The sequence below is a fragment of the Pseudonocardia sp. TRM90224 genome (genome assembly GCF_021245725.1).
In the GTDB taxonomy this organism is placed as follows: Bacteria; Actinomycetota; Actinomycetes; order Mycobacteriales; family Pseudonocardiaceae; genus Pseudonocardia.
In genome coordinates, this window is sequence record NZ_JAJGSX010000079.1 from 1 (window position 1) to 20,853 (window position 20,853).

The 20,853-nt window shown below is 72.0% G+C and carries 20 protein-coding genes; 14 read left to right on the forward strand and 6 right to left on the reverse strand.

Annotated elements, in window-relative coordinates:
* Positions 1–248: 248 nt before the first annotated feature.
* From LL648_RS42550 to LL648_RS42570, 5 genes are all read left to right on the forward strand, one after another.
* Positions 249–440: a hypothetical protein gene (locus LL648_RS42550; RefSeq protein WP_232668680.1), complete on the forward strand. Its 192-nt coding sequence runs from the start codon at positions 249–251 to the stop codon at positions 438–440.
* An 81-nt stretch (positions 441–521) separates the two neighbouring features.
* The gene (gene tatA, locus LL648_RS42555) at positions 522–800 is read left to right on the forward strand and encodes a Sec-independent protein translocase subunit TatA (RefSeq protein ID WP_232668681.1); all 279 of its coding nucleotides are present in this window, start codon (positions 522–524) and stop codon (positions 798–800) included.
* A gap of 67 nt (positions 801–867) precedes the next feature.
* Entirely contained in the window at positions 868–1,791 is a 924-nt protein-coding gene (gene tatC, locus LL648_RS42560) for a twin-arginine translocase subunit TatC (protein WP_255687572.1), read from the forward strand.
* A gap of 37 nt (positions 1,792–1,828) precedes the next feature.
* Positions 1,829–4,606 carry a DEAD/DEAH box helicase gene (locus LL648_RS42565; RefSeq protein ID WP_232668683.1) on the forward strand — a complete coding sequence of 926 codons (2,778 nt, stop codon included), beginning with the start codon at positions 1,829–1,831 and terminating at the stop codon, positions 4,604–4,606.
* A gap of 69 nt (positions 4,607–4,675) precedes the next feature.
* Positions 4,676–5,704, forward strand: a complete 1,029-nt coding sequence (locus LL648_RS42570; protein WP_232668684.1) for a DUF4333 domain-containing protein — start codon at positions 4,676–4,678, stop codon at positions 5,702–5,704.
* Positions 5,705–6,080: 376 nt separating this feature from the next.
* Here LL648_RS42570 and LL648_RS42575 read toward each other — a convergent pair whose 3' ends face one another.
* Both LL648_RS42575 and LL648_RS42580 read right to left on the reverse strand, forming a co-directional pair.
* Positions 6,081–7,037 carry a hypothetical protein gene (locus tag LL648_RS42575; RefSeq protein WP_232668685.1) on the reverse strand — a complete coding sequence of 319 codons (957 nt, stop codon included), beginning with the start codon at positions 7,035–7,037 and terminating at the stop codon, positions 6,081–6,083.
* Between the two features lies 1 nt (position 7,038).
* The gene (locus LL648_RS42580; RefSeq protein ID WP_232668699.1) at positions 7,039–7,977 is read right to left on the reverse strand and encodes a 5'-3' exonuclease; all 939 of its coding nucleotides are present in this window, start codon (positions 7,975–7,977) and stop codon (positions 7,039–7,041) included.
* Between the two features lie 56 nt (positions 7,978–8,033).
* On the opposite strand from LL648_RS42580, the gene LL648_RS42585 reads away from it, so the two are divergent.
* On the forward strand, positions 8,034–9,164 hold the full coding sequence (locus tag LL648_RS42585; RefSeq protein WP_232668686.1) for a M24 family metallopeptidase: 1,131 nt from the start codon (positions 8,034–8,036) through the stop codon (positions 9,162–9,164).
* Positions 9,165–9,210: 46 nt separating this feature from the next.
* Here the strand turns inward: LL648_RS42585 and LL648_RS42590 are convergent, their stop codons facing one another.
* Positions 9,211–10,266, reverse strand: a complete 1,056-nt coding sequence (locus tag LL648_RS42590; protein ID WP_232668687.1) for a GDSL-type esterase/lipase family protein — start codon at positions 10,264–10,266, stop codon at positions 9,211–9,213.
* A 247-nt stretch (positions 10,267–10,513) separates the two neighbouring features.
* Here LL648_RS42590 and LL648_RS42595 point away from each other — a divergent pair, with 247 nt between their 5' ends.
* The 5 genes from LL648_RS42595 (at position 10,514) to LL648_RS42615 (ending at position 14,740) form a co-directional block, all read left to right on the forward strand.
* Positions 10,514–10,702 carry a PspC domain-containing protein gene (locus LL648_RS42595; protein ID WP_232668688.1) on the forward strand — a complete coding sequence of 63 codons (189 nt, stop codon included), beginning with the start codon at positions 10,514–10,516 and terminating at the stop codon, positions 10,700–10,702.
* Between the two features lie 167 nt (positions 10,703–10,869).
* The gene (locus LL648_RS42600; RefSeq protein ID WP_232668689.1) at positions 10,870–11,670 is read left to right on the forward strand and encodes a PIG-L deacetylase family protein; all 801 of its coding nucleotides are present in this window, start codon (positions 10,870–10,872) and stop codon (positions 11,668–11,670) included.
* Between the two features lie 145 nt (positions 11,671–11,815).
* Entirely contained in the window at positions 11,816–13,453 is a 1,638-nt protein-coding gene (gene lnt / locus LL648_RS42605) for an apolipoprotein N-acyltransferase (protein WP_232668690.1), read from the forward strand.
* The gene (locus tag LL648_RS42610) at positions 13,446–14,246 is read left to right on the forward strand and encodes a polyprenol monophosphomannose synthase (RefSeq protein ID WP_232668691.1); all 801 of its coding nucleotides are present in this window, start codon (positions 13,446–13,448) and stop codon (positions 14,244–14,246) included. The genes lnt and LL648_RS42610 overlap by 8 nt, the downstream gene beginning before the upstream one ends.
* Positions 14,243–14,740 (forward strand): phosphoribosyltransferase, encoded by a 498-nt coding sequence (locus LL648_RS42615; RefSeq protein ID WP_232668692.1) that lies wholly within the window; start codon positions 14,243–14,245, stop codon positions 14,738–14,740. The genes LL648_RS42610 and LL648_RS42615 overlap by 4 nt, the downstream gene beginning before the upstream one ends.
* Positions 14,741–14,874: 134 nt before the next feature.
* Here LL648_RS42615 and LL648_RS42620 read toward each other — a convergent pair whose 3' ends face one another.
* Positions 14,875–15,219: an RNA polymerase-binding protein RbpA gene (locus tag LL648_RS42620; protein ID WP_232668693.1), complete on the reverse strand. Its 345-nt coding sequence runs from the start codon at positions 15,217–15,219 to the stop codon at positions 14,875–14,877.
* 294 nt (positions 15,220–15,513) lie between these two features.
* On the opposite strand from LL648_RS42620, the gene LL648_RS42625 reads away from it, so the two are divergent.
* A complete protein-coding gene (locus LL648_RS42625) occupies positions 15,514–16,659 on the forward strand; it encodes an aminotransferase class V-fold PLP-dependent enzyme (protein ID WP_232668694.1) in 1,146 nt (381 codons plus the stop codon).
* Here LL648_RS42625 and LL648_RS42630 read toward each other — a convergent pair.
* Positions 16,637–17,953 (reverse strand): MFS transporter, encoded by a 1,317-nt coding sequence (locus LL648_RS42630; RefSeq protein ID WP_232668695.1) that lies wholly within the window; start codon positions 17,951–17,953, stop codon positions 16,637–16,639. The genes LL648_RS42625 and LL648_RS42630 overlap by 23 nt on opposite strands.
* A gap of 43 nt (positions 17,954–17,996) precedes the next feature.
* On the reverse strand, positions 17,997–18,800 hold the full coding sequence (locus tag LL648_RS42635; RefSeq protein ID WP_232668696.1) for a glycerophosphodiester phosphodiesterase family protein: 804 nt from the start codon (positions 18,798–18,800) through the stop codon (positions 17,997–17,999).
* A gap of 54 nt (positions 18,801–18,854) precedes the next feature.
* Here LL648_RS42635 and LL648_RS42640 point away from each other — a divergent pair, with 54 nt between their 5' ends.
* Both LL648_RS42640 and LL648_RS42645 read left to right on the forward strand, forming a co-directional pair.
* On the forward strand, positions 18,855–19,664 hold the full coding sequence (locus tag LL648_RS42640) for a TrmH family RNA methyltransferase (protein ID WP_232668697.1): 810 nt from the start codon (positions 18,855–18,857) through the stop codon (positions 19,662–19,664).
* A gap of 9 nt (positions 19,665–19,673) precedes the next feature.
* Positions 19,674–20,762, forward strand: coding sequence for a glycoside hydrolase family 172 protein (locus tag LL648_RS42645; protein WP_232668698.1), 1,089 nt, complete (start codon positions 19,674–19,676; stop codon positions 20,760–20,762).
* The last annotated feature ends 91 nt before the right edge of the window (positions 20,763–20,853 follow it).

The window sequence follows — 20,853 nt, forward strand, 5'->3', positions numbered from 1 at the left end:
CCCGCGCTGATCACGGCATGATCTGAACCGCAGAGCCTCCGCGAAGTGGAGTTACACCACTCCTGGGGACGTCACCGCGGGTGGGTGGGAGTGCCAGGAAAGCCACTTTCCTGTCCTGTGGCGCCAGGAAAGTGGCTTTCCTGGCAACGCGTGCGTTGCGCACCCATCCCAGCCGTGTGCCCTCGGCACCTCGGCTCTGACATGATCGCCACTCGGTTGCCGAGGTGCGCCGTCGGGACGGAGGGGTGATGGGTGAGCTGATCATCGCGTTGCTGGCGGTGGCGGTCGGCGTCGGCTTGCTCGCGTTGCTGGTGGTAGTGCTGGTCGGACCGCCGCTACGCCGCCTCGCCCGCCAGCGAACGGCACTGAGCGTGGCGATCACGCAACGCACGGCTGCGTTGCGGGCGACGGCGGCGGAGCGGCGGACCGGGTCCGGCTGAGCCGCCAGGCGCGCGCGTCGCCGCACCGATGTCGCGGCGTAGACTCCAGTGGACTTGACCACGGGCGGAAGGACGAGAGCCATGCCGAGTCTCGGCGGCTGGGAGATCGTGATCCTGATCGGGATCTTGGTACTGCTGTTCGGTGCCAAGAGATTGCCGGACATGGCGCGCTCCATCGGCCAGTCCGCTCGTGTGTTCAAGGGCGAGATGAAGGGCATGAAGAACGACGAGGGCGCGGCCGAGAAGCCCGCCCCCGAGAAGCCGGCTGCCGAACCGACACCGCCCAGCGCGCTGCCGCCGGCGACGGCTGAGCAGCAAACCAAGGCGAGCCAGCCCAGCCCCGGCAACACCGGGCAGTAGTCCCGCCGCAGTGGTCCGCCTTCCCTTTGTCGGGGGCAGCAGGCGTCCGAAGAGCCCCGACGGCACGATGTCGCTCGCGGAGCACCTGTTCGAGCTCCGCGACCGCCTGACGATCGCGATCATCGCCATCGTCATCACCACGATCTTCGGCTACATCTGGTTCGGTGTCAGCTTCTTCGGCACGATGAGCCTGGGTGATCTGCTCAAGTACCCCTACTGCTCGATCCCCGAGTCGTCCCGGGCGGTGTTCACCGCCGACGGGTCCTGCACGCTGCTCGGCACCGGCCCCTTCGACCAGTTCACGCTGCGGCTCAAGGTCGGTGCGCTCGCGGGTGTCGTGCTGGCCTGTCCGGTGTGGCTCTACCAGCTGTGGGCGTTCATAACCCCTGGTCTGTACGCCAAGGAGCGCCGATACGCGCTGTGGTTCGTCTCGTGTGCGTCGGTGCTGTTCGTCGCGGGCGCCGTGCTGGCGTTCTTCGTGATCGCGCAGGGTCTGGCGTTCCTGCTGACGATCGGTGCGGAGATTCAGACGACCGCGCTCTCGGGCGACGCCTACTTCTCCTTCGTCATCGCACTGCTGCTGATCTTCGGGGTGAGCTTCGAGCTGCCGTTGCTGGTCGTGATGCTCAACCTCGCCGGCGTGATCACGTACGAGAAGCTCAAGGCCTGGCGACGTGGTCTGACCTTCGGGTTGTTCGTCTTCGCAGCGATCGCGACACCCGGTCAGGACCCGATCTCGATGCTGGCGCTCGCCATCGCCCTTGTGCTCCTCTTTGAGATCGCGATCCAGATCTCGCGTTTCAACGACAAGCGCAAGGCGAAGAAGCGTGCCGAGGAGGGCTGGGACGAGTGGGATCCGGACGCCCCGTCGCCGATCGACACCACGCCCAGCGTCATCGACACCACCCCCAGCATGATCGACACGCCCGCGCCGATCACGCCTGAGGAACCTCGCAAACCGGAGCCGGCCCGGCTGGACGACGTCACCTGAGAACGTCGCTCGTGTCGACGTGTGTCAACCTGGTGGCGTGGCCAGCAGTTCGCAGGCGCCCGCGGAGGCCTACGCCGCCGCCAGGAGCCGCGCCGCACGACCCCAGCTCGTGGAGTTCGCGGCGAACCTCCCTTTCGAGCTGGACGGCTTCCAGCAGACCGCCTGCGCGGCGTTGGAGGAGGGGCACGGCGTGCTCGTGTGCGCCCCCACCGGTGCCGGTAAGACGGTCGTTGGGGAGTTCGCGGTGCACCTCGCGCTCGCGCAGGGGCAGAAGTGCTTCTACACGACGCCGATCAAGGCGCTGTCGAACCAGAAGTTCGCCGACCTCGTCGCCCGCCACGGCGCCGACGCGGTGGGGCTGCTGACCGGCGACACCGTGGTCAACGGTGATGCGCAGGTGGTCGTGATGACCACCGAGGTGCTGCGCAACATGATCTACGCGGGCAGCCGGCAGCTCGAGCACCTCGGCCACGTCGTCATGGACGAGGTGCACTACCTGGCCGACCGCTTCCGCGGCGCGGTGTGGGAGGAGGTGATCCTCCAGCTGCCCGAGCACGTGAAGCTGGTGAGCCTCTCCGCGACCGTGAGCAACGCCGAGGAGTTCGGCGACTGGCTGGTGACGGTCCGCGGCGACACCACGGTCGTCGTCGACGAGCACCGGCCGGTGCCGCTCTGGCAGCACATGATGGTCGGCAGCCGCCTGCTCGACCTGTTCGCGGGCGAGGACACCGAAGGCAACCTGCGGGTCGACCCGAGCCTCGTGCGCCACACCAACGACGTCGAGCGGCAGAGCGCGGTCTGGGACCGCGGGCGGGGCCGCGGCGGCCGCTCCGGCGGGAACGGCCGCTCCAACAGCAGGTTCCGGCCGCCGTCGCGCACCACGGTGATCGACCGGCTCGACCGCGACGGGCTGCTGCCCGCGATCACGTTCGTCTTCAGCCGCGCCGGCTGCGACGCGGCCGTCGGGCAGTGCGTCCGGTCGGGGCTGCGGCTCACGACGGAGGACGAGGTCGCGGAGATCCGCCGAACGGTCGACCGCCGCACCGCCGACCTCCCGCAGGCCGACCTCGCCGTGCTGGGCTACTGGGAGTGGCGCGAGGCGCTGGAGCGCGGCATCGCGGCCCACCACGCCGGGATGCTGCCGGCGTTCAAGGAGACCGTCGAGGAGCTGTTCGTCCGCGGTCTCGTACGGGCCGTGTTCGCCACCGAGACGCTGGCGCTTGGCATCAACATGCCGGCCCGCACCGTGGTGCTGGAGCGGTTGGTCAAGTTCAACGGCGAAGCGCACGCCGAGCTGACCCCCGGTGAGTACACGCAGCTCACCGGCCGCGCCGGCCGCCGCGGCATCGACGTGGAGGGCCACGCGGTCGTCGTCTGGCAGCCGGGCGTCGACCCGACGCAGGTCGCCGGGCTCGCCTCCACCCGCACCTACCCGCTGCGCAGCTCGTTCCGGCCCGGCTACAACATGGCGGTCAACCTGGTCGCCCGGCTGGGCACGGAAGCGGCCCGCGACCTGCTGGAGCAGTCGCTCGGGCAGTTCCAGGCCGACCGGTCGGTCGTGGGGCTCGCGCGGCGGATCGAGCGGAACACCGAGGCGCTGGCCGGCTACGCGGCCTCGATGGAGTGCCACCTCGGCGACTTCGCCGAGTACGCCGCGCTGCGCCGCTCGGTCGGCGAGCGGGAGAAGACGCTGTCGCGCCAGGGCCACTCCGAGCGCCGCGAAGCAGCCGCCGAGTCGCTGCGCGCGCTCAAGCCGGGTGACGTCATCGCGGTGCCGTCGGGTCGCCGCTCGGGCATCGCGGTCGTGCTCGACCCCGGGATCGACCTCGACGGCGACCCGCGCCCGCTCGTGCTCAACGAGGATCGCTGGGCCGGGCGCCTGTCCGCCGCCGACTTCCCGGCACCCGTCCAGCCGTTGGGCCGGATGCGCCTGCCCAAGCGGGTCGACCACCGCGCCCCACGGGTGCGCCGCGACCTCGCCTCCACCCTCCGCAACACCGGGCTGCGCCCGCCGGCCACCCCACGGCGCCGGACCAGGGGCGACGCCGTCGAGGACGCGGAGCTCTCGGCGCTGCGCAGGGCGCTGCGCGCGCACCCCTGCCACGGCTGCGACGACCGCGAGGCGCACGCGCGATGGGCCGAGCGCCACGCGCGGCTCGAGCGCGAGACCGAGCAGCTGCGCCAGAAGGTCAGGGCGACGACGCACTCGCTGGCCCGCGCCTTCGACCGGATCCGGGCGTTGCTCGCCGAGCGCGACTACCTCGTTGCCGAGCCGGGCGTCGACGGCGCTGACGCCGTCACCGAGCACGGCGAGCGGCTCGCCCGCCTGTGGGGCGAGTCCGACCTGCTGACCGCGGAGTGCCTCCGGCACGGCGTCTGGGCGGGGTTGGAGCCCGCCGAGCTCGCCGCCGTCGTGTCGGCGCTGGTCTACGAGTCGCGACGGGACGTCGGGCCGGTGCCGCGGGTGCCCTCGGGGAAGGTCTCGGAGGCCCTCGCCGACACGGTGCGGCTCTGGGGGGAACTGGAGAGCGACGAGCGCCGCCATCGGGTGGAACGCACCCGCGAGCCCGACTTGGGCTTCGCCTGGCCGATGCACCGCTGGGCCCGCGGCGAGTCGCTGGCCGCGGTGCTCTCCGCCGCCGAGCAGAACGGCAGCGAGCTCTCAGCAGGCGATTTCGTGCGCTGGTGCCGGCAGGTCCTCGACCTGCTCGACCAGATCGCAGGCGTCGCGGGACGGGCGAGCGAAGTCGGGAAGGCCGCCGCGAAGGCGGGGGCCGCGGTGCGCAGGGGCGTCGTCGCGGTGGGTACGGTCTGAGCCTGCCTCTGTGCCGTTCGATGCGGCTGTGCTTTGATCGCCGCAACCGCTCCACCAGAAGGGTCTGTGATGAGTACCCCCCAGGGCCCCGGCCCCCAACCCCCGCACGGGAACCCGGCTGAGCAGCCGGCCGAGCAGCCCGTTTGGGGTCAGCAGCCAGCCGGTGGTTGGGGTCAGGCGCAGCCCGACGCCCAGCAGGGTGCGCAGCAGCCGACCCCGGGCTTCGACCCGGACCAGACCCAGTCCGTCGACCCGAGGGCGTGGAGCCAGCAGGCGCAGCAGGGCGGGGTCGACCAGACACAGGCCGTCTGGGGGCAGCAGGGCCAGCAGCAGACACCCCAACAGCAGACACCACAGCCGCAGCCCAACCCGCAGCAGTGGGGCCAGCAGCTGCCCTACCAGGCGCCCCAGTACCCGGGGCAGCAGTACCAGGGTGAGGAGTACCAGCAGGCGCCGACCACCAACCCGTGGCAGCAACAGCCACCGGCGCCACCGCAGCCGACTACGCAGTCTCCCCAACAGTCACCGCAGCAGCCGACTCAGCAGCTCGGGGGCCAGCAGCCGATCTGGGGCCAGCAGCCCGCCCAGCAGCAGTCCCCGCCGGCGTGGGGCGAGCAGCAGCAGGGCTGGGGCGGCCAGCAGGCGCAGCAGCAGCAACAGCACCAGGCGACGCAGCAGTGGCCGGGCCACCAACCCCCGCCGGGGCAGCAGTCGCCACCGGCGTGGGGGCAGCAGGGTGCGCAGGGCTTCCCGCCGCCTGGTGCGCCGTCGTCGAGGTCGGGTGGCAAGTCGAAGCTGCCGCTGATCATCGGCGGTGCGGTCGTGCTGGTCGCGGTGATCGTCGGCGTGCTGGGGTTCATCGCGCCGGGGTTCTTCGTCACGCGCGTGTTCGACCAGGCCGCGCTGCAGACCGGTGTGCAGCAGGTGCTCAGCAACGACTACAAGGTCACCGCCACGGCCGTGAGCTGCGGCGCCAGCGTCAAGGTCGAGGCGGGCACGAAGTTCGAGTGCAAGGCCACCGTCGACGGCCAGGAGCTGACCGTCCCGGTGATGATCACGACCAACGCCGGCAACTACGAGGTCGGCCGCCCGCAGTAGCTCCACCACCCTGGGCTCCGATCCCCTGCGCCGCCGGCCGGTCAGAGGGTCAGGAAAGCCACTTTCATGCAATGACGATGCATGAAAGTGGCTTTCCGGTGAATCGCCGCCGCCCCTGGTTCGACGTTGCACACCGTCGACACACGTTGCACACCGTCGACACACGTTGCACATGGCCGGCCATGTGCAAAGCACACCCACGGTGTGCAACGTCGACCCCACCCGGTCGCACGAGCTGGCCGGGGCGCACTGCGCCGGTCGGCCATCTGCCCCGGGGGTGCGCGTGGAGGGCAGGAAAGCCACTTTCCTGCCCTCACCGGGCCTGAAAGTGGCTTTCCTGCCCTTGCGTGCGGAACGCCCGTCCAGCGGCCTGCGGTCAGCTCTTCGCGAGCAGCCGTGCGGCGGCGGGGGTGAGCTGGTCGAAGACGTCCTTGGTCTGCGTCGGGTCGTTCGTCCCGACGCTGACCGTCAGCACCGAGACGACGTCGCCGCGCGCGAGGTAGGCCGTGCAGGTGGCGCCGACGTACTGCGGGTCGTCGATGCGGGTGCAGACCGCCCACTGCGCCTCGACACCCTGGACGGCGGGCAGCTGCGGCTGCGAGTCGACGACCCAGGCGCGGCCGGTGCTGGCCACGTAGCGCTGGCACGCCGACAGGAACGTCGAGCGCGCCTGCTCGACGGCTTCCGCGCCACGCGGACCGTCGTAGGCGAGCACGTGGTGGATCACCGTGATCGGGGTCGCGGTCGGGTCGCGCCAGTGACGCTCGTGGATGAGCGCCACCGCGCTGTCGGACGGCAGCTGTTCCCGGCAGTTGATCAGCGCGCCGCCCTCGTTGCCGAAGCGACCCGCCTCGACGACGGGCAGTCCGACCTCGCCGGTGGTCAGGGTGACCGCGGCGAGGCGGCCCTCTTCGGCCGCGGCGTCCGGTGTGGTGGGCGCCGGGATTCCGGTGGGCGCGCTGACCGGCGGCGACGGGAGCGGGGTCGGGCGGGCCGCCAGCACGACGGCGAGCCCGGCCAGCGCGAGCACCAGCACGGCACCCAGCCCGCCGAGGACCCACGGCAGGGCCGACCGCCGCGACGGGGCCGGCGGCAGGGGTGGGGCGAACGGCGGCCCGGGCTGGAACGGCTGCTGCTGGTGGAACTGCGGTTGGCGCGCCCACGGCGGTTGCCCCGGTGCCGGTGCGCCGGGCCCGGGACCGTGCGGCGTCCACGGTCGCGTCTCGTGTCCGGGCCCGGCCGGCGGCTGTTGCCGACCGGGCAGGCCGCCGCCTGGCATCTCCCGGGTCGGCTCGCCGGGTCCCTGCGGCGGTGTTCCGGGAGGGGTGGTCACGTCAGAGCTTTCCCAGCGCCTTGACCAGGCGTTCGACCGAGCTGGCGATGCCCCAGCGCTGTGCGAGCTCCACGAGCCGGTCGGGGTCGGCGGGGGTGTGCGGCAGCACGTCCTCGCGGTCGAGCTGCACGGGAGCGTCCTGGGCCACCCGCACGACAGGTTCGACGACAGCGAGGTACGGCTCCGCGGCGGCGAGCTTGGACCGCACCGGTGCGCTGAGCCGCCCGTCGGTGCGGTCGTCCACGGCGGCGCGCAACTCCGCCCACGAGTCGAAGCGGCCGACCAGCGTCGCCGCGGTCTTGGCGCCGACGCCCGGCACGCCCGGCAGCCCGTCGGACGGGTCGCCGCGCAGCATCGCCATCTCGGCGTAGGCCGAACCGGCCCGCCCGGCCGGCACGCCGTACTTGGTCGCGACCTCGGCCGGCCCGAGGTGCTCGGCCTTCGCGAGGCCCCGCCCGACGTAGAGCAGGCGGACGGGCACCGGTTCGTCGCGGACGATCTGCATGAGGTCGCGGTCGCCGCTGACGGCGAGCACCGGGTCGGTGCGCTCGCCCGCCGCCAGCGTGCCGATCACGTCGTCGGCCTCGTATCCCTCGGCGCCCGCCGTGGCGATCCCGGCCGCGGCCAGCACCTCCAGGATCACCGGGACCTGCGGCGCGAGCGTGTCGGGGATCAGCTCCGGCACCCCGGCGGGGGCCGTCTCCGGCTCGCCGGGCACGCGGTGCGCCTTGTACGAGGGCAGCGCCTCGACCCGGAACGCGGGCCGCCAGTCGAGGTCGAGGCAGGCGACGAGCCGCGTGGGGCGGCGGTCGTTGACGAGCCGCGCGACCATGTCGGTGAACCCGCGCACCGCGTTGACCGGGGTGCCGTCGGGCGCGGTCATCGATTCGGGCACGCCGTAGTACGCCCTGAAGTACAGGCTCGCGGCATCCAGCAACATCAGCGAAGGTGCGGGTGCGGTCACGGGGAAGAGCTTGCCGGAATACCCTGACGTTCATGACACCGGCCGTTCCCACCGACCTGCTCGCCGAGCGGTTGCGCCGCGCCGCCGAGGTCGCCGCCGCGAGCGACGTCGAGCTGCTGCTGATCACACCGGGCACCGACCTGCGTTACCTGATCGGTGCCGACGGCGAGTCGCACGAGCGCCTGACCTGCCTTCTCGTCCCCGCGTCGGGCCATCTGGCGCCGCCGGCGCTCGTCGTGCCGCGGCTGGAGGCGCCGGGTTACGCCGGGCTGCCGCTCGACGAGCTCGGCGTCGAGGTCGTCACCTGGGTCGACGGCGAGGACCCCTACCTGCTCACCAGCGACCTCGCCGGCGGCCCCACCCGCGTCGCCGTCGTCGACTCGATGGCGGCCGTGCACGTGTTCGGGCTGCGCGACGCGCTCCCGGAGGCCACGCAGCACCTCGCCGGCCCGGTGCTGCGTGAGCTGCGCATGCGCAAGGACGAGGGCGAGATCGCCGAGCTGCGGGCTGCCGGCGCCGCGATCGACCGCGTGCACGCACGGATGGGCGAGTTCCTCAAGGCGGGCCGCACGGAGGCGCAGGTCGGGGCGGACATCGAGGCCGCGATCGTCGAGGAGGGCCACACGTCGGCCGCGTTCGTGATCGTCGGCTCCGGCCCGAACGGCGCGAGCCCGCACCACGACGTCTCCGACCGCGTGATCGAGAACGGGGACGTCGTCGTCATCGACATCGGCGGCCCGCTGGCCAGCGGCTACAACTCCGACTGCACTCGCACCTACGCGGTCGGCGCCGAGCCGTCAGCGGCGGTGCGCGAGGAGTACGCCGTGCTGCAGGCGGCGCAGGAACGTGCCGTCGCCGCCGTCCGGCCGGGGGTGACCGCGGAGGACGTCGACGCCGCCGCCCGCGACGTCATCGCCGACGCGGGGCTGGGGGAGCGGTTCATCCACCGCACCGGGCACGGCATCGGGCTCGACGTTCACGAGGAGCCCTACATCGTCGGGGGCAACCCGCGCCCGCTCGAACCGGGTATGGCCTTCAGCGTCGAGCCGGGGATCTACCTCGACGGAGCGTGGGGCGCGCGGGTCGAGGACATCGTCGTCGTGACGGAGACCGGCTGCGAGCGGCTCAACAATCAGCCGCACGAGCTGGTCGTGCTCGGCTAAGGCCACCATCCGCGCACTCGTGTGCGTTCCGCGGTCCCGCCGGCCGTCAGGCCTGCGCCGGCGCCGGTTGGGACGTCTCGAGGTGGACGTTCCCGTCGGCGCCGGCCACGCAGCTGCCGGCCGGTGCGCCGGAGCGGACGAGCTGGCCCACGCACCGGCCCATCCCGGCGTGCGCGGCGACGGTGGGGTGGAACGACTCCTGCGCGAGGTGGTAGCCGATGGCGTCGAGCCCGCCGTAGACGAGCGGCTCGGGATCGACGGTGATGCGCCGCTGCCACTCCTCGCTCTTCAGGGGGCGCGAGCAGGCCTCGAAGCCCTCCGTGGCCCTGGTGAGGTCGAGGAAGCGGGCGCCTGTGCGGTCGGCGACCCCGCGCAGCGCCGAGGCGAGCGCCGGGAACAGCTGGGTGCGTCCCCACCCGGCGTCGGGGCGGCTGTACGGGCAGCCGAATGCGCCCTGCAGCGGGATCATGTTCTCGGTGACGGGGGAGGCGTACGACGCCAGCACGAGCGTGTAGTCGCCCGTGCCGTAGCCGGCCTGCCGCATCGCCGACCGCACGTCCCGCACCGCCGCCTCGACCTTGGGTGCGGTCGCGGCCATCCGGTCGGCGATCAGCGGACCGAGCGTCTGGCGGCACGGCGGCTCGGTGGGGTCGATGAACGCCCTGATGCACGCGATGCCGGTGCCGGTGAGCGCGGCGTCGTCGTTCGCCCCGAGCTGCACGATCACGGTGGTGACCCGCAGCCGGGCGGCGACCTCGATGAGCCGGCCCGCCTGCGACGGCTCGGTGTAGTGCCCCGGCGCGCCGAACCCGACGTCGGCCGATCGCGCGCCGGAGCAGGCGAGGTTGACCGACTCGGGCGCGAGGCTGGTGCGGTGGACGTAGGCGTGGGGCGAGCGGTGGCACCAGTTGTCGTTCTCGCCGCGGGTGCCCTGCTCGTAGTCGCCCGCCCCTTCCCCGGAGGCGGCGCTGTCGCCAAGCACCACCACGGTCTCGGGGCCGCGCGGCGCGGCCGTTGCGACGCCGGCCGTGGCCGGCGCCAGGACGGCGAGGCACGACACCAGCGCGATGGCCGCAGCTGCGGCGAGGCGGGATCGGGGCACGCGGAGGACGCTAGACGTGATCGGATGGCTCTGACCAGGGCGTTCAGCGACCCCTGTGGACAAGTCGCGATCTTCAGCCGGGTGGGGCAACGCCCGCTCACCCTCGGCGATCACCCTGAGGGCCCGTCAGCCTTCCGGGGTTGGCACCAGGGGAGTTTCGGGGGCTTCCCCGAGTGAAACGACCATCGGGAACGGGCAACCTGGTGTCAGCGGCGAGGGACGCCGCGTGACGAAGAAGGAGCCCACAGTGGCAACGACCCTGACCCGACCGCAGCACGGGAAGGTCATCGCCGGCGTCTGCGCCGGACTGGCGGAGCGCTTCGGCTGGAGCCCCAACGCGGTCCGGCTGCTGTTCCTGCTCTCCTGCCTGCTTCCCGGCCCGCAGTTCATCATCTACATCGTCTTGTGGGTGCTGATGCCCAAACGCGCGTACTGAGTCGGGACAAGGCGCGGGTTTGTGGCACACTGTGCGCCATGACGGAACGGACCAGCGGCGTGGGTGTGGCCCGCTGCTGTCCGGGTTGTCGCTGTTGTTGCAGCTGACCCCGGCCCCCGTTCCTCCGCCGCGCGAGCGGCCCGCACGTCTGCGACCACACCATGCCCGTGTCCCGCCCCGACCTTCGCGGTCACACCGTCCTCGCACTCCACGCGCACCCCGACGACGAGTCGATCTTCACCGGGATCACGCTCCGGCGGCTCGCCGACGCGGGTGCGCGCACCGTCCTCGTCGTCGCGACGGCCGGTGAGCTCGGCTCCTCCCGCGTCCCGCTGCGGGCCGGCGAGACCGTTCCCGAGCGGCGGATCGCCGAGCTGGAGCGGGCGGCCGAGCTGCTCGGCGTCTCCCGGCTGGTGCTGCTCGGGCACCGCGACTCCGGCCTGCCCGGCTGGGAGAGCGCCCAGCACGCCAGGGCGCTCATTGCGGCCGATCCGCTGCACCTGGCCAGGATCGTCGCCGAGCTCGCCGACGACGAGGGCGCCGACACGATCGTCCACGACGACGAGCACGGCATCTACGGCCACCCCGACCACCGCGCGGTGCACCGCATCGGCGCGACCGCGGCCGAGCTGCTCGCCGCGACCTCCTACCGGATCACCGTCGACCGCGAGCACCTGCACGTCAGCGCTCGCGACCAGCACCTCGTGCACGGCGCCGCGCGCGCGGCGTCGGTGCCGTTCGGCCGGGTGACCGCGGAGATCGCGCTGGCTGTCGCCGGCACCGCCGAGCACCTCACCGTCAAGCACTCGGCGATCACGGCGCACGAGAGCCAGGTCGACCCGGCCGTGCTGCCGGCCGACTTCGCCGCCGCCTACGGATACGAGTGGTACGTCCGGACGGGGGCGCCCGGCGTGCTGGACGCGCTCGGGAACGCGCACCTGCTCGGCGCGGCAGCACCCGCCCGCTGACTCGCACCCGAACTTCCCCCACCGTTTTGTGCATCTGCGCGCTCCGCAGGCGCGCAAGTGCACAAAACGGTGGGGAAGTTCGTGGCGCCGGCCGGACCACCGGCGCGATCACGGTGAGTTGACATCGGACACGTACCCTCATCGAGTGGCCGCCCCCACCGTCGATCCCGCAGCGCCCAACCCCGATCCGGCGCCCCCCGACCCGCCGTCACCGGCCGGCCGGAACCGGCTGTCGTTGCTGGTGGTGAACGTGCTGGCCGCTGCGGGCGGCGGCGTGCTGCTGTACCTGAGCTTCCCGCCGCGCACGACGTGGTGGCTCGCGCTCCCGGCGTTCGCGCTGCTCGGCATCGTGCTGACCGGACGCCGGCTGCGGCCGGCCTTCGGCTACGGCTTCCTGTTCGCGATGGGCTTCATGGTGCCGATGCTGCACTGGGTGTCGTCGCTGGTGCAGACGCTGCCGTGGATCGCGCTCTCGGTGTTCGAGTCGCTGTTCATCGCCGCCACCGCCGTGCTGATCGCGCTCGTCTCACGGCTGCCGGCCGCGCCGGTCTGGATGGCGGCGGTGTGGATCATCGGTGAGGCGGTGCGCGGGCGGATCCCGTTCGGCGGGATGCCGTGGGGCCGGATCGGGCTCGGCCAGCCCGACGGGCCGCTGCTGCCGGTCGCCGCGATCGGCGGCGTGCCGCTCCTGTCGTTCGTGACGGTGGTGGCCGGGCTCGCGCTCGGCGAGCTGGTGCGCAGGCTCGTGCAGCGCAAGCCGCTGCGCGCCGCCGCCGTGCCCGCCCTCATCGGGGTCGTCGCGATGCTGACGGGGCCGCTCGCCGCGCTCGTCCCCGCGACCGGCCCGACTGGGCGGACGGTCACGATCGCGGCCGTCCAGGGCAACGTGCCGCGCCTGGGCCTCGACTTCAACGCGCAGCGCCGCGCGGTGCTGGACAACCACGTCAAGGTCACGGAGAAGCTCGCCGCGGACGTCGCCGCCGGGCTGACCCCGAAGCCCGACCTGGTGATCTGGCCGGAGAACTCCAGCGACATCGACCCGCTGCAGAACGCCGACGCCGCCGCCCAGCTGGACCGGGCCGCGGCCGCCGTCGGCGTGCCGATCCTGGTGGGGTCGGTGCTGCGCAACCCCGACGGGAAGACGACGACCAACTCCGCGCTCGTGTGGGCGCCGGGCCAGGGGATGATCGAGCGCAACGACAAGCGCCGCATCCAGCCGTTCGGCGAGTACATGCCGTGGCGCGACTTCTTCCGGATGTTCTCGCCCTACGTCGACCGGGCCGGCTTCTTCGTCCCCGGCACCGGGACCGGCGCCGTCGACATGGCCGGGGTCCGGGTGGGCGTGGCGATCTGCTGGGAGGTCGCCTTCGACGACGCCGTCGCCGAGAGCGTCGACGCCGGCGCCCAGGTGCTCGCCGTGCCGAGCAACAACGCCACCTTCGGGTTCACGGAGATGACGTTCCAGCAGATGGCGATCTCGCGGGTGCGGTCCGTCGAGCACGACCGCACCTCGATCATCGCGACGACCAGCGGCGTGAGCGCGATCATCCAGCCGGACGGGACGGTCACCGCGAGCACGAAGCAGTTCACGCCCGACGTGCTCGTCGACCGGACGGTGCTGCGCGACACCACCACGCTGGCGTCCCGGCTGCGGACCGGCCCCGAGTGGGCGCTGGTGGCGATCGGGGTCCTCGCCATCGGGTTCGCCGTGGTGGGTCGGCGCAGGCAGCGGCAGGCACCCCAGGTTCAGCAGGCACGGTCGTCGGGGGACCAGCATGGGTGAGCCGGCCGAGCGGGCCGTGCTGGTGGTCGTCCCGACGTACAACGAGCGGGACAACCTGGAACCGCTGGTCAGCCGCCTGCGCAAGGCTGTGCCGGAGGCCGACGTGCTGGTCGTCGACGACAGCAGCCCCGATGGCACCGGCGAGATCGCCGACAAGCTGGCGGCGGCCGACGACCAGGTCTCGGTGCTGCACCGGCCGGGCAAGTCCGGGCTCGGCACGGCCTACCTCGCCGGGTTCGCGTCGGCGCTGCAGGGCGAGTACACGCTGGTCGTGGAGATGGACGCGGACGGCTCCCACGCGTCGGAGGACCTGCCGGCGCTGCTCACGGCGGCGTCGACGGCGGATCTGGTGCTCGGCTCGCGGTACGTGCCCGGCGGGGAGGTGCGGAACTGGCCGGCGCACCGGCTGGTGTTCTCGCGCCTCGCGAACCTCTATGCGCGGACCGCGCTCGGTGTCCCGATCGCGGACGTCACCGCGGGCTTCCGGGTGTTCCGCCGGCAGGTGCTCGCAGAGCTGCCGCTGGACGCCGTCTCGTCGCAGGGCTACTGCTTCCAGATCGACATGGCGTGGCGGGTGGTGCGGGCCGGGTTCGTGGTCCGCGAGGTGCCGATCACGTTCACCGAACGCGTGCGGGGAAGGTCGAAGATGAGCATGACGATCGTGGTCGAGGCGCTGTGGCGGGTGACCCGCTGGGGCGTCGCGCGGGTGGCGCGCAGGGACGTCCTCCCGGGTGAGGCGCAGCCGGGTGCGGCCGGGCGTCCGGGTGGGCGTTCGAGTGGGATGGCGGCGTGAGCGAGGCGCGCGAGGAACTCACCTGGGAGCTGTTCGGCACGGCGTCGCGGGCGCTCGCCCAGCAGGTCGCCGACGACGGCTACCGCCCCGACATCATCCTGTCGATCGCCCGCGGTGGCCTGTTCGTCGCGGGGGCGCTGGGCTACGCGCTCGGGGTGAAGAACCTGCACGTGGCGAACGTCGAGTTCTACACCGGCGTCGACGAGCGGCTGCCCGTGCCGATCATGCTGCCGCCGGTGCCGAACGTCGTCGACCTCTCGGGGGCGAAGGTGCTGGTGGCCGACGACGTCGCCGACACCGGCGCGACGTTGAAGCTGGTGCGCGACTTCTGCGCAGGCCACGTGGCCGACGTGCGCTGCGCGGTGGTCTACGAGAAGCCGCACAGCACCGTGCAGTGCGAGTACGTGTGGCGCCACACCGACCGGTGGATCAACTTCCCGTGGTCGAGCGCGCCGCCCGTGGTGCAGCGGCAGGGGCAGGTCCTCGACGCGTAGTCGGGCCGCGTGGCCCCGGGGTGTGCCAGGAAAGTGGCTTTCCTGGCAACGCGTGCGGAACGCACGCATCCCGCTGGCCCGCACGAAGAAGCCGGGCCGCCTGTGGCGACCCGGCTCCAGTATTTCTCGCTCTGTCAGGCGATCTCGCGCCGGCGCTCGGCGAGCAGCTCAAGGCGCTCCGCGAGCAGTACCTCGAGGTCAGCGATCGAGCGGCGCTCCAGGAGCATGTCCCAGTGCGTGCGCGGGGGCTTGACCTTCTTCGTCTCGGGCTCGACTCCGTCGACCAGCTTGGAGATGCTGCCGTGCAGGCGACACTCCCAGGTTGACGGTGCCTCGACGTCGTTGGCGAACGGCACTTCGAAGTCGTGCCCCCGAGGGCACGCGTAGCGCATCGACTGCCGCGGCGCGAGGTCGTGGTTGCGGTCGGTCTCGTAGCTGACAGCCCCGAGCCGGCTGCCACGGAGCACGCGGTCGGCCATGCGTCATCCTCCCGTTCTGGGCCGAGGGATGCTCCCGCGGCCATATCCACCGGGTGTAACGTCTGCAGAGCAGCCGTATGTTCCCGCCGTCGGGACGAACCGCATCCAGGTGTCCGTCACATGACAGACACCGGACGTTCGCCGTCCCGAGCGTTGAGTGTCCACCATCCCGCTCGTCTACACACGCCGATGTGACGTGTCAGCCAAGTGTGACTTATGTCACCGGGTCCTGACGTGGTATTTACACCCGTGTTCGCTACGCGTTACCGCCCAGCAGGGTGAATATTCGGGATCATGCACCTCGCTCCTGCGCTTCCCCCGCAGCGCGACGCGTTCGCCGTCCCGCCGGAGATCGCCTACTTCAACACCGCCAACCTGTCACCGCAGCTCCATTCCGTGCGCGCCGCCGGGCTGGCGGCGCTCGACCGCCGCGCCGCGCCGTGGGCGATATCGGCCCGCGACTGGTTCGCCGATGTCGAACGCCTCCGCGCCCTCTTCGGCGGGCTCATCGGTGCCGACGCCGAGGGCGTCGCGCTCGTCCCGGCCACCAGCTACGGGATCGCCGTCGCCGCGCGCAACACCCCGCTGCGCCCCGGCGACCGGGTGGTCGTGCTCGCGCAGGAGTACCCGTCGGGCATCTACACCTGGCGGGCGGCGACCCGTGCGTCGCGCGCGGAGGTGGTGACGGTCCGCCGGACGGAGGAGCAGAGCTGGACCGACGCGGTCCTCTCGGTGATCGACGGGCGGGTGCGGGTGGTCAGCGTGCCGAACGTGCACTGGACCGACGGCGCGCTGCTTGACCTCGACGCGATCAGCGCCCGCACCCGCGAGGTGGGCGCGCGGCTGGTGATCGACGGCAGCCAGTCGATCGGTGCCATGCCCTTCGACGTCGGCGCGCTGCGCCCCGACTTCGTCGTCAGCGTCGGCTACAAGTGGCTGCTCGGCCCGTTCGGCGTCGGCTACCTCTACGTCGCGCCGGAGCACCGCGAGGGCGAGCCCTTGGAGCAGAACTGGATCGTGCGCGCCGGCGCGCAGGACTTCGCCCGGCTCGTCGACTACCGCGACGAGTACGAACCCGGCGCCCGCCGGTTCGACGTCGGGCAGCGCACGAAGTTCGAGCTTCTCCCGATGGCCGTCGCCGCGCTCACCCAATTGCAGGCCTGGACGGTGCCGGCGGTCGCCGCAACGCTCGAACGGCTCACGACGACCATCGCGGAGCGGGTCGCCGGGCTGGGCTTCGCGCCGCTGCCGCCGGAGCAACGCGGCCCGCACATGCTCGGTGTGCGGCTGCCGGAGCCGGCCCGCGCGGCGGCGCTGGCCGCGCTCACCGACGCCGGGTGCTACGCCGCGGTCCGTGGGGAGTCGCTGCGCATCTCCCCGCACCTGCACGTCACGCCGGAGGACGTGGACCGGCTGGTCACAGCTCTTTCGAGGTTGTGAGGGCGGCACGGGCGGGCGGCTGGACGAGCACCAGCGTGATCGCGCCCAGCGCCAGCACGATGACGATGCCGGCGATCCCGGCGCGCACCGCGCCGAACAGCGAAGTGAAGATCGCGACCATCATCGGCGAGAGGAACGAGACGGCCCGCCCCGTGGTCGCGTAGAGGCCGAACATCTGGGACTCGTGCCCGGCCGGGGTGAGCCGGGCGAGGAAGGTGCGCGACGACGACTGCGCCGAGCCGACGAACAGTGTGAGGAAAAGGCCGAACACCCAGAACATCCCCGGCCCGGAGACGCCGAGCAGCACGATGCCCGCGACGACCATGCCCACGAGCGACGCCATGATCACGAGTTTGGGCCCGGCCCGGTCCTCCAGCAGCCCGCCGCCGAACGCGCCGATCGCCGAGACGACGCTCGCAACCGCGCCGAAGATCAGGACGTCGTCGGCTGCGATGCCGTACACCTGCACCGCGAGCACCGCGCCGAACGTGAAGATCGCGGCGAGCCCGTCGCGGTAGAGCGCGCTCGCGCCGAGGAAGTAGACGGTGTGCGGGTTCGCGCGGTAGAGGTCGCGCAGGTCGAGGAACAGCTTGCGGTACGAGCCGCCGACGCCGAGGCGCTGCTGCCCGTCCGGCTGCGGCGGCGTCTCCGGCACGGCGAGGAACAGCGGGATCGCGAAGACCAGGAACCACGCGGCGGCGACCAGCGCGACCAGCCGGATGTTGAACCCGTCGGCGGTCGGCACGCCGAACAACCCGCGGACATCGCCCTCGCCCGCGATGAACCCGATGTAGCCGAACATCAGCACGACGATCCCGCCGACGTACCCCATCGCCCAGCCGAACCCGGAGATCCGCCCGACGTTCGCCGGCGTGGAGATCTGCGTGAGCATCGCGTTGTACGAGACGGCGGCGAGGTTGGAGAAGATCGACCCGAGCCCCAGCAGCACCAGCCCCAGCACCAGGAACGCCTGATCGTTCTCGACGAAGAACAGCCCGGCCATCGACAGGATGGTCAGGAGCGACCAGATCCCGGTCGAGAGCTTCCGCCGGCCCGTGGCGTCGGCCCGCTGCCCGATCACCGGCGCGGTCAGCGCCATCAGCGCGCCCGCCGCGGTGAGCGTCCAGCCCAGCTGCGCGGCGCCCGCCGTCTCGTCGGCGCTCACCGCGGTCGTCAGGTAGACCGAGAAGACGAACGTCAGGATCACGGTGTCGTAGGACTGCGACGCCCAGTCCCAGAGACTCCAGGCGAACACCTGGACGCGCACGGTCGAGGTCGGCGGCGCGTCGCTCATCCGCGGGACATTAGCCCCTGCGGCCGCAAACGCATCAGTGCGGCTACCGAGTTGATCCCGACCATTCATCGCGCTCTTGCAACACGGTCCGCAGACGGTCGGGACGGTCGCTCAGCAGCCCGTCGACCCCCATGTCTAGCAGCTCGGCCATCTCCGCGGGATCGTTGATCGTCCAGACGTGGATCTCCCTGCCGGACGCGTGCGCGACGGCGACGAGGCGGTGGTCGACCACCGTCAGCGCGCCGTACCGGTGGGGGAGCTGGGCCATGTTCCCCCGCACCGGCAGCGCGGGCAGCCGGGACAGCGGGCCGGGCAGCGCGTCGAGCCACGCCCTGCTGCGCAGCCCGAGCGCCGAGCCGTACGCCATCGACGTGAACAGCCGCTGCCCGCCGGCCGCGCGGGCCTTGGCGAGCCATCGCCCGTTGTAGCCGCCGATGCAGACGCGGTGCCACGCGTCGGTGCGTTCCAGCACGGCCAGCACCGGACCGACCACGGCGTCGGACTTCAGCTCGATCGTGATCCGCATTTCGGGCAGCTCGCCCAGCACCTGCTCCAGCAGCGGGATCGGGTGCGCACCCTTGATCCGGACGTCACCGAGCGCGGCGGCGGGCAGCGCGGCGATCGGGCCGTGCCCGTCGGTCGTGCGGTCGAGCGTGGAGTCGTGGTGGACGACGGCGATGCCGTCGGCGCTGGCGTGCACGTCGAGCTCCAGGTAGCCGAAGCCCTCCTCGGCCGCCCGGTGGAACGCGGCGAGGGTGTTCTCGCAACCCGCCAGCTCGTCGATGTGCCAGCCGCGGTGGGCGTAGGCCCTCGGGTACGGGCCGTCCAGATAGGGATGGCGATCCACATCGCGGAGCCTGCCAGTACGGACCGCCGCCGCGCACTTCGGTACCGTCTGGCCGTGGCCGTATCGCGGATCATGAGCCGCAACGCCCGCTTCCAGCAGTTGCAGACGCTCCTCTCCAACCGCACCAAGCGCGGGCGGGCCAAGGAGTTCCTCGTGCAGGGGGTGCGGCCGATCACGATGGCCGTCGAGCGGGGCTGGACGGTGCGTGCGGTGCTGCACGACGCGCAGCGGCCGCTCTCGCGATGGGCCGACGACCTGCTGCGCGGGCTCGACACCGAGCGGGTCGCGATGGCCTCGGAGCTGCTTGCGGAGCTGAGCGAGAAGGTCGACGGTGCCGCGGAGATCGTCGCCGTCGTCGCGATGCCCTCTGACGACCTCGCGCGGATCCCGGTCGACGACACGTTCCTCGGGCTGGTCTTCGACCGGCCGACGCAGCCGGGCAACATCGGCGCCGTCGTGCGTTCCGCCGACGCGTTCGGTGCCGACGGGCTCGTCGTCACCGGCCACGCCGCCGACCCGTACGACCCGAAGGCGGTCCGCGCCTCGACCGGGTCGCTGTTCGCGCTGCCGGTGGTCCGCACGCCGTCGCACCGCGAGGTCGTCGAGTGGTTGGCCGGGCGGGCGACGATCGTCGGTACCGACGAGCTGGGTGACACCGACCTGGCGGGGTTCGACCTCACCGGGCCCGTGCTGCTGCTCATCGGCAACGAGACGGCCGGACTCAGCGCGGGCTGGCGCGAGGCCTGCGACGTGATGGTCAGCATCCCGATGACCGGCTCCGCCAGCTCGCTCAACGCGTCGAACGCGGCGACGGTGGCGCTGTACGAAGCGCGGCGCCAGCGGTTGGGATCATCAGCCCGATAGTTTGCGTTCATGACACCAGTTGGGAGCCTGACGGGCATCAGCTCCGTGCTCGACGTCGAGTCCCGCTCCATCAGTGCCGAGAACCCCACCGGTGAGCCGGGCCAGGGCGGGCGCGCAACCACCGGAACCGGCGCGAACGCATCACGCGACCTCGGCCTCGGCTGGAAGGTCTCGCCGTCGATCGAGATCGCCGCAGGCGCGACGGCAACGATCGCCGACATCGACGGGCGCGGCTGCATCACCCACATCTGGCTCACCACACACCGCGACCACTGGCGGCGGCTGGTGTTCCGCGCGTTCTGGGAAGGCGACGACGAGCCGGCCGTCGAGACCCCCATCGGCGACTTCTTCTGCTCGGGGTGGGGCGAGTTCGCGCAGGTCAACGCGCTGCCGGTGGCGGTGAACCCGAACGGGGGGTTCAACTGCTACTGGGAGATGCCGTTCCGGGACAACGCGAAGATCACGATCGAGAACACCCACGACGAGCCGGTGATCGTCTACTTCCAGGTGGACTACTGGCTCGGCGACGTGCCCTCGAAGGCGGCGCACCTGCACGCGCAGTGGCGGCGCAGCAACCCGCTCCCGTACAAGTCGGTGCACACGCTGCTGGACGGCGTCGAGGGCCCCGGCCACTACGTCGGCACCTACATGGCGTGGGGTGTGCACAACACCGGCTGGTGGGGCGAGGGCGAGGTCAAGTTCTACCTCGACGGCGACCTCGATGCGGAGAAGCCGTTCCCCACGATCTGCGGCACCGGCACCGAGGACTACTTCGGCGGCGCCTGGAACTTCGACGTCGGCCACGAGCGCGGCGGGTACGGCGAGTTCAGCACCCCGTACCTGGGGATGCCGCAGGTGCTGCGCCCCGACGGGCTCTACCGCAGCCAGCAGCGGTTCGGGATGTACCGCTTCCACCTGCCCGACCCCATCCGGTTCCGCGAGAAGCTGCGCGTCGACGTGCAGGCGCTGGGCTGGCGCGCCGGCGGGCGCTACCTGCCGCTGCAGGACGACATCGCCTCGACCGCGTTCTTCTACTCGCGCAAGACGAGCACCGCCCGCCCGCCCGCGCCCACGTTCGACACGATGGAGATCCGCTGAGGGCTCACCACGGTGCTGGGGGAGGGCAGGAAAGCCACTTTCCGGCCCTCACAGGGCAGGAAAGTGGCTTTCCTGCCCTCGCGTGCGGAAC